Source organism: Streptomyces sp. NPDC054840, from assembly GCF_053611065.1.
On record NZ_JBSGZP010000206.1, the window covers coordinates 1 to 10886 of the forward strand.

The following is a 10886-nucleotide window of genomic DNA, read 5'->3' on the forward strand; positions in this document are numbered from 1 at the left end:
GAGGGATACGGGCCCTGACGTTTCTGCGAACCTGACGGGACTTGAACCCGCGACCTCCACCTTGACAGGGTGGCGAGCTAACCAACTGCTCCACAGGTCCTTGATTTGCGGCCGCTCGGCGGCTGCGAATCAGACTGTACCGCAGCTCAGGGGGTGCAGTCGAACCGGACCACGGCACCGGTCACGGTGCCGCCGCATCCACCGCCTTCACGATCCGCTTGTCGGAGATCGGGTACGCCGTCCCGAGCGCGTGCGCAAAGTAACTGACGCGCAGTTCCTCGATCATCCAGCGGATGTCGGTGACCGTGGACGGGACCGGCCGTCCCTTCGGCAACTGCTCCAACAGCCAGGCGTACTCGTCCTGCATCTCGTGGACCTTCTCCATGCGAGTGGTGTCGCGCTGGACGCCCGTGGGCATCTGCTGGAGCCGCCGGTCCACCGCCACCAGGTAGCGCATCAGGTCCGGCAGCCTGCGCAGCCCTGTGAGCGTCACGAAGCCGGCCGGCACGAGGGCCGCCAGCTGCGTCTTGACGTCCTGGATGTTGGCGACCAGCGCCAGGCTGCCGGTGGCCTTCAGGCGGCGCTCACAGGCCTGCCACGCGGCCAGCACCTGCTGCACCTGGCTCACCGTGCGCACGGTCGTGTCCACCAGGTCGGCGCGGACGGCCTCGTAGAGCTTCCGGAAGTCCGCCTCGTTCCACGCCGGGCCGCCGTGGTCGGCGACCAGCCGGTCGGTCGCCGCGGTCGCGCAGTCGTCGAAGAGCGCCTGGATGGAGCCGTGCGGGTTCCTGGACAGGGCCAGCTTCTGCTGGTTGGTCAGGTGGTCCGAGGCGAACTTCGCCGGGTTCACCGGGATGTTCAGCAGGATGAGCCGCCGGGTGCCCAGCCACATGGCCTGCTGCTGCTCGGCCTCGGTGTCGAAGAGCCGTACCGAGACGCTCGTGCCCTCGTCCACCAGCGCCGGGTACGCCTTCACCGGCTGGCCGGCGCGCCGGGTCTCGAAGACCTTGGTCAGCGTGCCGATCGTCCAGTCGGTCAGCCCGGTGCGCTCCACCGATTCGCCGCCCGCCCGCTCGGCGGTGGCCGCGGCGGCCTGGGAGAGGGCCTGGCGGGCCTTCGGCTTCAGGCGCAGCCGCAGGGCCTCCAGGTCCTTGTCCTCGGCGAGGTTCCTGCGGCGCTCGTCGACGATCCGGAAGGTGATCTTCAAATGATCCGGGATCCGGGTCAGGTCGAAGTCCTCGGCCGAGACCGGGACCCCGACCATCCGCTGGAGCTCGCGCGCCAGCGTGACCGGCAGCGGCTCCTGCAGGGGCACCGCCCTGTCCAGGAAGCGCGTCGCGAAGTTCGGCGCGGGTACGTAGTGCCGTCGGATCGGCTTCGGCAGCGAGCGGATCAGCTCGGTGACGACCTCCTCGCGCAGGCCCGGGATCTGCCAGTCGAAGCCCTCGTCGGTGACCTGGTTCAGCACCTGGAGCGGGATGTGGACGGTCACGCCGTCGGCGTCCGCGCCCGGCTCGAACTGGTAGGTCACCCGGAACTTCAGCTGCCCCTGCCGCCAGGAGTCGGGGTAGTCGGCCTTGGTGACCCCGGCCGCCTTCTCGGTCAGCAGCATCTCGCGCTCGAAGTCGAGGAGTTCGGGCTCCTCGCGCTTCTTGTGCTTCCACCACGAGTCGAAGTGCGCCCCGGAGACCACGTGGGCGGGGATCTTCTGGTCGTAGAAGTCGAAGAGCGTCTCGTCGTCCACCACGATGTCGCGGCGCCGGGCGCGGTTCTCCAGCTCCTCCACCTCGGTGAGGAGCTTGCGGTTGTCGGCGTAGAACTTGTGGTGGGTCCGCCAGTCGCCCTCGACGAGAGCGTTGCGGATGAACAGCTCGCGCGAGACCTCGGCGTCGATCCGCCCGTAGTTGATCTTCCGTTGGGCCACGATCGGTACGCCGTACAGCGTGACCTTCTCGTACGCCATCACGGCCGCCTGGTCCTTCTCCCAGTGCGGCTCGCTGTACGTGCGCTTGACCAGGTGCTGCGCCAGCGGCTCCACCCACTCGGGCTCCACCTTGGCGTTCACCCGGGCCCACAGCCGCGAGGTCTCCACCAGCTCGGCCGACATCACGAACTTCGGCTGCTTCTTGAAGAGCGAGGAGCCCGGGAAGATCGCGAACTTGGCCGACCGCGCGCCCAGGTACTCGTTCTTGTCGGTGTCCTTGAGCCCGATGTGCGAGAGCAGACCGGCCAGCAGCGAGACGTGGACGACCTGCTCGGGGGCGTCGGCCTCGTTGACGTGGATGCCCATCCCCTTGGCGACGGTGCGCAGCTGGGAGTAGATGTCCTGCCACTCGCGGATCCGCAGGAAGTTCAGGTACTCCTGCTTGCACATCCGGCGGAACGAGGACGAGCCGCGCTCCTTCTGCTGCTCGCGCACGTAGCGCCACATGTTGAGGAACGAGAGGAAGTCGCTGGTCTCGTCCTTGAAGCGGGCGTGGTGCTGGTCGGCCTGGGTCTGCTTGTCCGAGGGCCGCTCGCGCGGGTCCTGGATGGACAGGGCCGCCGCGATGACCATGACCTCGCGGACGCAGTTGTTCTTGTCGGCCTCGATGACCATGCGGGCCAGCCGCGGGTCCACGGGGAGCTGGGAGAGCTGGCGGCCCATCTGGGTGAGCCGCCTCGACGGATCCTTCTCGGCCGGGTCCAGCGCGCCGAGCTCTTGGAGCAGCTGCACGCCGTCGCGGATGTTGCGGTGGTCCGGCGGGTCGATGAAGGGGAACTTCTCGATCTCACCGAGGCCGGCCGCGGTCATCTGGAGGATGACGGAGGCCAGGTTCGTCCGCAGGATCTCGGCGTCGGTGAACTCGGGACGGGCGTCGAAGTCGTCCTCGGAGTACAGCCGGATGCAGATGCCGTCGCTGGTACGGCCGCAGCGCCCCTTGCGCTGGTTGGCGCTGGCCTGCGAGATCCGCTCGATCGGCAGGCGCTGGACCTTGGTGCGGTGGCTGTAGCGGGAGATCCGGGCGGTGCCCGGGTCGATCACGTACTTGATGCCGGGGACGGTCAGCGAGGTCTCGGCGACGTTGGTCGCGAGGACGATCCGGCGCCCGGTGTGCTGCTGGAAGACGCGGTGCTGCTCGGCGTGCGAGAGGCGTGCGTAAAGGGGGAGTACTTCCGTGAAGCGCAGGTTCCGTTTGTTCAGGGCGTCCGCGGTGTCGCGGATCTCCCGCTCGCCGGAGAGGAAGACCAGGATGTCACCCGGCCCCTCGGACTGGAGCTCGTCCACGGCCTCGCAGATCGCGGTGATCTGGTCCCGGTCGGAGTCCTCGGCGTCCTCCTCCAGCAGGGGCCGGTAGCGGACCTCCACCGGATACGTCCGCCCGCTGACCTCGACGATCGGAGCATCTCCGAAGTGCCGGGAGAAGCGCTCGGGGTCGATGGTGGCGGAGGTGATGACGACCTTGAGGTCGGGACGCTTCGGCAGCAGCGTGGCCAGATAGCCCAGCAGGAAGTCGATGTTCAGCGACCGCTCGTGGGCCTCGTCGATGATGATCGTGTCGTAGGCGCGCAGCTCGCGGTCCGTCTGGATCTCGGCGAGCAGGATGCCGTCCGTCATCAGCTTCACGAAGGTCGCGTCCTGGTCCACCTGGTCGGTGAACCGGACCTTCCAGCCGACGGTCTGCCCGATCTCGGACCTCAGCTCCTCGGCGATCCGCTCCGCCACCGTGCGGGCGGCGATCCGGCGGGGCTGGGTGTGCCCGATCATGCCCCGGACGCCGCGGCCCAGCTCCATGCAGATCTTGGGGATCTGCGTGGTCTTGCCGGACCCGGTCTCGCCCGCGACGATCACGACCTGGTGGTCGCGTATCGCCTCGGCGATCTCGTCCTTCTTCTGGCTGACGGGCAGGTTCTCGGGATACGTGACCTCCGGCATCCGCGAGGCGCGGCGGACCAGACGCTCGGCGGCCTTGGTGGCCTCCGCGGCGATCTCGTCGAGCACGGCCTGCTTGGCCTCGGGCTTGCGGATACGGCGGGCGCCTTCTAGGCGGCGGCCGAGGCGGTGCGCGTCACGGAGGGAGATCTCACCGAGAAGCGTCTGCAGGGCGGCGAAGGAAGTAGACATACCTGATCGAGGATCTCACCTGGGCCCTCCGGGTGGCGAACGCATTTGTCGGGTGGACCCGTACCATTTCGGGACGAGTCCGTCGGTCGTACGCATGAGAGGCAGCCCACCTTGTCCCGCCCCCGTCCCGTCCGGAGCCTGCTCGGCGTGGTCCTGGCGGTACTCCTGGGCTGCGCGGCCCCGTCGGTGGCGCTCGCCCAGGCCCGGCCGGCACCGCTTCCGGCCGTGGCGCTCGCCCCGGCCCCGACCCCGGTCCAGGCCCACGCGGCCGTGTTCAGCGGTGGCGGCGGACCCGCCTGCGCGCCGGTGGCTCCCGAGGACGGCGGTACGCCCGCCGTCCCCCCCCGCGCCGCCGGCGAGCAGCACGCGCAGGTCCCGCCGGTGCGGCCGGCGCCCGAGGAGGCCGGTCCGGCCGCGGCCGTGCCCGTACGGAACCTCGTACGCGGCCCCGGCCGCCCGGCGCCCGACCCGGTGGAGCTGTGCGTGATGCGGGTCTAGAAGAGACGGTCACCCCACCGGTCCCGCCTCACCACCCGCGCATCACTGGAGCACCCGCATGCCCTCTTCCCAGAAGTCCTCGGCCAAGAAGCCCTCGGCCCGGCAGTCCTCCACCAAGCCCCTGCTGATCTCCGCGGGAGCCGTCCTCGCCGCGATCACCCTCGGCATCCTCTCCTGGCAGGCCACCGCCCCCGCCGGGACCGGCTCGGCCGGCTCCGGCGCCGTGGCCGGGACCCGGACCGACCCGGCCGCCGAGCTCAAGGCGCTCGCCCGCCGCGAGTCCGGCGACAAGCTGGCCGTCGGCCGCGCCGACGCGCCCGTCGTGCTCATCGAGTACTCCGACTTCAAGTGCGGCTACTGCGGCAAGTTCGCCCGGGACATCGAGCCCGAACTGGTGAAGAAGTACGTCGAGGACGGCACCCTGCGCATCGAGTGGCGCAACTTCCCGATCTTCGGCGCCGAGTCCGAGGCCGCCGCCAAGGCGGCCTGGGCGGCCGGGCAGCAGGACCGTTTCGACGCCTTCCACGCGGCGGCCTACGCCGCCGGCTCGAAGGAGAAGGGCTTCGCCGGGCCCCGGCTCGTGGAGCTGGCCCGGGAGGCCGGGGTCCCCGACCTGGACCGCTTCACGGCGGACATGGCCGGCGAGCAGGCCGCGGCGGCCCTGCGGAAGGACCAGGAGGAGGGCTACCGCATCGGCGTCACCTCCACCCCGTCCTTCCTGCTGAACGGCAGGCCCATCGCCGGCGCCCAGCCGCTCGACACCTTCACGGCCGCCATCGCCGGGGCGAAGGCCGAAGCGGCGAAGCAGTGACCGACATCGGGTACCTGGCCGCCCTGCTGGGCGGCCTCCTCGCGCTGCTCAGCCCGTGCAGCGCGCTGCTGCTGCCGGCCTTCTTCGCGTACTCCATCGACTCCACCTCGCGGCTCCTGGCGCGCACCGGGATCTTCTACGCGGGCCTTGCGAGCACCCTCGTACCGCTCGGGGCGGCCGGCTCGTACGCCGGTCGGTTCTTCCACAGCAACCGCGATCAGCTCGTGCTGGCCGGCGGCTGGCTGATCATCGCGCTCGGAGTGGCGCAGATCCTGGGCCTCGGCTTCGCCCCGAAGCGGATCTCGGAGCTGTCGGGCCGGATCCGGCCGACCACCGCCCTGTCGGTGTACGCGCTCGGTGCGGTCTACGGGCTGGCCGGTTTCTGCGCCGGCCCGATCCTGGGCAGCGTGCTGACGGTCGCGGCGGTCAGCGGCAGTCCCGTCTACGGTGGCCTGCTGCTCGCGGTCTACGCCCTGGGGATGGCCGTACCGCTGTTCGTACTGGCCCTGCTGTGGGAGCGGTTCGACCTGGGCAGGCGGCGCTGGCTGCGCGGGCGGACCCTGCGCGCCGGCCGCGTCGAGCTGCACACGACCTCGCTGCTGTCCGGGCTGTTCTTCATCGTCCTGGGCGCGCTGTTCCTCGCCTACGACGGGGCGAGCGCGCTGCCGGGGCTGCTGGACGTGGACGACTCGTTCGCCGTGGAGCGGTGGGTCGGCTCGCTGGCGGACGCGGTCCCGGACGGGGTGCTGCTCGCCCTGGTCGCCGCCGGGGCGGCGGCGGTCGGCGTCGTGCAGTGGCGCCGCCGGGAGCGGACGTCGGCGGCGGAGGCCGAAGGGGAGTAACCACAGAAGGCCCCGTCCGATGGACGGGGCCTTCTGGATGGTGGCTGGGGCCGGGGTCGAACCGGCGACCTATCGCTTTTCAGGCGATCGCTCGTACCAACTGAGCTACCCAGCCACGAAACCGTTTCCGGCTTCAGCGATCCTGACGGGACTTGAACCCGCGACCTCCACCTTGACAGGGTGGCGAGCTAACCAACTGCTCCACAGGACCTTGCAGTGTGCGAGAACAAGTCTTGCACACGGTAATGCGTACCCCCAACGGGATTCGAACCCGTGCTACCGCCTTGAAAGGGCGGCGTCCTGGGCCACTAGACGATGAGGGCTAAAGGCCCGCCGGGCACTTCTCAGCGCGTCGGGGACGTGAGAAGCATATGGGATCCGGGGAGCTATCGCCAAAACGGTTTCCCCCGGAGCGACAATGGCCGGGTGCTGGAGATGACGCGCGAGGAGTTCGAGGAGCTCGTCGCAGAGGCCCTGGACCGGATTCCGCCGGAGCTGACGCGGCTGATGGACAACGTGGCGGTGTTCGTCGAGGACGAACCACCCGCCGGCGACCCCGAGCTGCTCGGCCTGTACGAGGGAACTCCGCTGACGGACCGCGGGGAGTGGTACGCCGGGGTGCTGCCGGACCGGATCACCGTCTACCGCAATCCCACGTTGCGCATGTGCGAGGACCGGGAGAGCGTGGTCGCCGAGACGGAGGTCACCGTGGTGCACGAGATCGCCCATCACTTCGGGATCGACGACGACCGGCTGCACGCGCTGGGGTACGGGTGACCCGGCCGGGTCCGGGGTCGAGTCCGGGACCGGTTCCGGGTCCGGTTCCCGGCGCCGGGGCGGCGCAGGCGGCGGAGGCGATCGATCCGGACGTCGACCTGCACGTACCCGCGCAGCGCGACGAGCCGCGGGGCCGGGTGCTCGTGGCGGTGGCGGCGGGCGGCGCGGCCGGGGGCGCGGCGCGCTACGGGATCTCCCTGCTGTGGCCGGCCGGGCCCGGTGCCTTCCCGTGGGCGACCCTGTGGATCAACGCCTCCGGCAGTGCGCTGATCGGCGTACTCATGGTGCTGATCAGCGAGGGCGGCCGCACCACGCCGCATCCGCTGCTGAGGCCCTTCGCCGGGGTCGGCGTGCTCGGCGGCTTCACCACCTTCTCCACCTACGCGATGGACTCCTCGCGGCTCCTGGACGAGGGGGAGACCGGGACCGCCCTGGCCTACGGCGGACTCACGGTGGTGGCGGCGCTCGGGTCGGTGTGGGCGGCGGCCGCGGCGACCCGGCTCGCGGTCCGCGGGCGCGGGACCGGCCGCGTTCCGCGGTGAACTGGCTGCTCGTGGTGGCGGGCGCGGCCGTCGGCGCGCCGCTGCGCTACCTGCTGGACCGGGCGGTGCAGGCGCGGCTGGACGGTCCGGACGCCGTCTTCCCCTGGGGCACCTTCGCGGTCAACGCGGCCGCCTGCCTGGTGCTCGGGGCGCTGGCCGGGGCGGCGCTGGCGGGAGCCGCCTCCTCGCGGCTGCAGCTGCTGCTCGGGGCCGGGCTGTGCGGGGCGCTGAGCACGTACTCGACGTTCTCGTACGAGACGCTGCGGCTGGCCGAACGCGGCCGGGGGTTCCTGGCCGCGGCGAACGTGGTGATGTCGGTGCTGGTCGGGCTGGGCGCGGTGCACCTCGGTTCGCAGGTGGCCCGGCAGCTCCTCGGCTGAGGGTTCTCCCGCGAGGTTGCGGCCAGGGGTTCGGTCGAGGGCGTGTCTCTTACGGGTCAAAGGGAGTTGGGCACATTGACCCGCTCATGCGGAATGTTCACCCTCAGGCTCCGGAGGTGCCCCCGTGCGCCAGTTGTCCGCTTCCCTCCGACTGGCCGTCACCGCGCTCGCGGTCGCGGCGACGGCCGGCTGCATGAGCGTCGGTGAGGACGCGGCGAAGCCCGGGCCCGCCGCTTCGGGGGACCGCCGCAGCGGCGCCGAGGCGGGCACGGGGACCGTCTCGGGGCGGGGCTCCGGGGTCCACGGCAACGGGCGCGGCGCCAAGGACGGTACGGGGAGCCAGGGCAAGTCCAAGGAGGACGGCAAGGCCTCCGGCGCGACCGGGGCCTCGCCGAGCGAGGGCGCGTCGAGCGGGCGGCCGGGGGTGCCCGCGCCGTCGGCCGGGCCGGGCGGCGGGGCGGGCGGGCAAGGCCCGCAGGAACCCACCACGGGCGGATCGGGCGGTTCGGGTGGACCCGGAGGCCCGGGCGGTTCGGCCGGCGGGCAGCACTCGGCCAGCCCGACCCCGGAGCCGCCGGCCACCACTCCCCCTGTGACGGAACCCACGTCGGCGCCGCCGAGTCCGCAGCCCGAGCCGACCACCGCGCCGGTCCCCGAGCTCTAGGTCGGGCGGGCACCCGGCCGGGTCCGACGGGGCTAGGTCCGGCTCCGACCCCGGGGGAGTTCTCGCAGGTCAGACACCTTTTCGGTGGAGCGACTTGCCAGACCCCGGGGAGGGTGCGTATGGTTATAGATCGTTTGATCCCATTGCCCGGCGCCGAATCCGAAGAGCGCCGTGTGGCGCGTACTCTCCCTAGCCGTGGCTGACCGCATTGAGGCGGTCGATTTGCGATTCACGGAGTTTGGGCGCGTGCCGAGACTCCGGAAGGTTTCGCATTTCGCATGTCCATTTCCAGTTCTGACCGTTCCGTCATGCCCGAGAACGACACCAACGAGATCATCGACGCCGAGGCCCTTGTGGTCACCGAGGCGATCGAGGCCGCTGAGGCGGACGAGATCATCGAGGCTCTTGAGGCCGACGTGAACACCGACGAGTCCTTCGAGGACTCGACCACCGACTTCGACGACGCCGACGCGGACGCGGACGCCGAGCCCTCGATCACCTTCGGCGACCTCGGTCTCCCCGAGGGCATCGTGCGCAAGCTCGCGCAGAACGGCGTCACCGCCCCCTTCCCGATCCAGGCCGCGACCATCCCGGACGCCCTGGCCGGCAAGGACATCCTCGGCCGTGGCCGTACCGGCTCCGGCAAGACCCTCTCCTTCGGTCTGCCGACCCTGGCCTCGCTGGCCGGCGGGCACACCGAGAAGAAGAAGCCCCGCGCGATCATCCTCACGCCGACCCGTGAGCTCGCGATGCAGGTCGCGGACGCGCTCCAGCCCTACGGCGACGTGCTCGGCCTGAAGATGAAGGTCGTCTGCGGCGGTACCTCCATGAGCAACCAGATCTACGCTCTGGAGCGCGGTGTCGACGTCCTCGTCGCCACCCCCGGCCGTCTGCGCGACATCATCAACCGTGGCGCCTGCTCGCTGGAGAACGTCAAGATCGCCGTTCTCGACGAGGCCGACCAGATGGCCGACCTGGGCTTCCTGCCCGAGGTCACCGAGCTGCTCGACCAGATCCCCGGCGGCGGCCAGCGCATGCTCTTCTCCGCCACCATGGAGAACGAGATCGGCACCCTGGTCAAGCGCTACCTGTCCAACCCCGTCACGCACGAGGTCGACAGCGCGCAGGGCAACGTCACGACCATGACGCACCACGTCCTCGTCGTGAAGCCGAAGGACAAGGCGCCGGTCACCGCCGCCATCGCCGCCCGCAAGGGCCGCACCATCATCTTCGTCCGCACCCAGCTGGGCGCCGACCGCATCGCCGAGCAGCTCGTCGAGGCCGGCGTGAAGGCCGACGCGCTGCACGGCGGCATGACGCAGGGTGCCCGTACCCGCGTCCTCGCCGACTTCAAGGACGGCTACGTCAACGCGCTCGTCGCCACCGACGTCGCCGCCCGCGGTATCCACGTCGACGGCATCGACCTGGTCCTGAACGTGGACCCGGCCGGCGACCACAAGGACTACCTGCACCGCTCGGGCCGTACCGCCCGTGCCGGCAAGTCCGGTGTCGTGGTCTCCCTCGCGCTGCCGCACCAGCGTCGCCAGATCTTCCGTCTGATGGAGGACGCGGGCGTCGACGCCTCACGTCACATCGTCCAGGGCGCCGGCGCCTTCGAGCCGGAGGTCGCCGAGATCACCGGTGCCCGTTCGCTGACCGAGGTCCAGGCCGACTCGGCGGACAACTCCGCCAAGCAGGCCGAGCGCGAGGTCGCCGAGCTCACCAAGCAGCTGGAGCGCCTGTCGCGCCGCGCCGTGGAGCTGCGCGAGGAGGCCGACCGCCTCGTCGCCCGTTCCGCCCGTGAGCGTGGCGAGGACCCGGAGGCCGCTGTCGCCGAGGTGGCCGAGGCCGCCGAGGCCGAGGTCGCGGCTGCTGCCGCCGCCGCTGCCGCCGAGCTGGCCGCACAGGAGCGCCGCGAGGAGCAGCGCGCCCAGCGTGACGACCGCGGCAACTTCGAGCGTCGTGGCGACCGCGGTGGCGACCGCGGTGGCGACCGTGGCGGCTTCCGCCGCGACGACCGTGGTGACCGCGGCGGCCGTCCGTCCGGTGGCTTCAACCGTGACGACCGTGGTGGCGACCGTGGTGGCTTCCGCCGTGACGACCGTCCGTCCGGTGGTTTCCGCTCCGGTGGTGACCGTCCGTCCGGTGGTGGCTTCCGTCGTGACGACCGTCCGTCCGGTGGCTTCAACCGCGATGACCGTGGTGGCGACCGTGGTGGCTTCCGCCGTGACGACCGTCCGTCCGGTGGTTTCCGCTCCGGTGGTGAC

At 71.1% G+C, this 10886-nt stretch carries 9 protein-coding genes and 4 tRNA genes; 8 read left to right on the plus strand and 5 right to left on the minus strand.

Annotated elements, in window-relative coordinates; translation table 11 throughout:
- Nucleotides 1-26: 26 nt before the first annotated feature.
- Nucleotides 27-100, minus strand: a tRNA-Asp gene (locus ACWGIU_RS16830).
- 81 nt (nt 101-181) lie between these two features.
- Nucleotides 182-4105 (minus strand): ATP-dependent RNA helicase HrpA, encoded by a 3924-nt coding sequence (gene hrpA, locus ACWGIU_RS16835; RefSeq protein ID WP_453706519.1) that lies wholly within the window; start codon nt 4103-4105, stop codon nt 182-184.
- 111 nt (nt 4106-4216) lie between these two features.
- Between hrpA and ACWGIU_RS16840 the strand changes: the two genes are divergently transcribed.
- Genes ACWGIU_RS16840 through ACWGIU_RS16850 form a run of 3 tightly spaced genes read left to right on the plus strand, consistent with a single transcriptional unit; the run spans nt 4217 to nt 6256 of the window.
- Nucleotides 4217-4603, plus strand: a complete 387-nt coding sequence (locus ACWGIU_RS16840; RefSeq protein ID WP_453706521.1) for a hypothetical protein — start codon at nt 4217-4219, stop codon at nt 4601-4603.
- Nucleotides 4604-4661: 58 nt separating this feature from the next.
- Entirely contained in the window at nt 4662-5414 is a 753-nt protein-coding gene (locus tag ACWGIU_RS16845) for a DsbA family protein (protein ID WP_453706523.1), read from the plus strand.
- A complete protein-coding gene (locus ACWGIU_RS16850; protein WP_453706525.1) occupies nt 5411-6256 on the plus strand; it encodes a cytochrome c biogenesis CcdA family protein in 846 nt (281 codons plus the stop codon). Before ACWGIU_RS16845 ends, ACWGIU_RS16850 begins: the two co-directional genes overlap by 4 nt.
- 38 nt (nt 6257-6294) lie before the next feature.
- On the opposite strand, the gene ACWGIU_RS16855 is transcribed toward ACWGIU_RS16850, so the two are convergent.
- The 3 genes from ACWGIU_RS16855 to ACWGIU_RS16865 all read right to left on the minus strand — a co-directional run bounded on the left by ACWGIU_RS16855 (nt 6295) and on the right by ACWGIU_RS16865 (nt 6579).
- Nucleotides 6295-6371: transfer RNA gene (locus tag ACWGIU_RS16855), tRNA-Phe, on the minus strand.
- Nucleotides 6372-6393: 22 nt separating this feature from the next.
- Nucleotides 6394-6467: transfer RNA gene (locus ACWGIU_RS16860), tRNA-Asp, on the minus strand.
- A 39-nt stretch (nt 6468-6506) separates the two neighbouring features.
- Nucleotides 6507-6579: transfer RNA gene (locus tag ACWGIU_RS16865), tRNA-Glu, on the minus strand.
- A gap of 103 nt (nt 6580-6682) precedes the next feature.
- Between ACWGIU_RS16865 and ACWGIU_RS16870 the strand changes: the two genes are divergently transcribed.
- The 5 genes from ACWGIU_RS16870 to ACWGIU_RS16890 all read left to right on the plus strand — a co-directional run.
- Nucleotides 6683-7033, plus strand: a complete 351-nt coding sequence (locus ACWGIU_RS16870) for a metallopeptidase family protein (protein ID WP_453706527.1) — start codon at nt 6683-6685, stop codon at nt 7031-7033.
- On the plus strand, nt 7030-7575 hold the full coding sequence (locus ACWGIU_RS16875) for a FluC/FEX family fluoride channel (RefSeq protein WP_453706529.1): 546 nt from the start codon (nt 7030-7032) through the stop codon (nt 7573-7575). Before ACWGIU_RS16870 ends, ACWGIU_RS16875 begins: the two co-directional genes overlap by 4 nt.
- Nucleotides 7572-7955 (plus strand): fluoride efflux transporter CrcB, encoded by a 384-nt coding sequence (gene crcB / locus ACWGIU_RS16880; RefSeq protein WP_453706531.1) that lies wholly within the window; start codon nt 7572-7574, stop codon nt 7953-7955. Before ACWGIU_RS16875 ends, crcB begins: the two co-directional genes overlap by 4 nt.
- Before the next feature lie 124 nt (nt 7956-8079).
- Nucleotides 8080-8619 carry a hypothetical protein gene (locus tag ACWGIU_RS16885; RefSeq protein ID WP_453706533.1) on the plus strand — a complete coding sequence of 180 codons (540 nt, stop codon included), beginning with the start codon at nt 8080-8082 and terminating at the stop codon, nt 8617-8619.
- A gap of 308 nt (nt 8620-8927) precedes the next feature.
- Nucleotides 8928-10886 (plus strand): DEAD/DEAH box helicase (locus ACWGIU_RS16890; RefSeq protein ID WP_453706535.1); only part of this gene is annotated, 1959 nt, incomplete at its 3' end.

What these genes read in the sequence shown, in the direction of transcription:
- hrpA (WP_453706519.1), bottom strand. Translation starts at nt 4,105, where the DNA reads ATGTCTACTTCCTTCGCCGCCCTGCAGACGCTTCTCGGTGAGATCTCC.
- ACWGIU_RS16845 (WP_453706523.1), top strand. Translation starts at nt 4,662, where the DNA reads ATGCCCTCTTCCCAGAAGTCCTCGGCCAAGAAGCCCTCGGCCCGGCAG.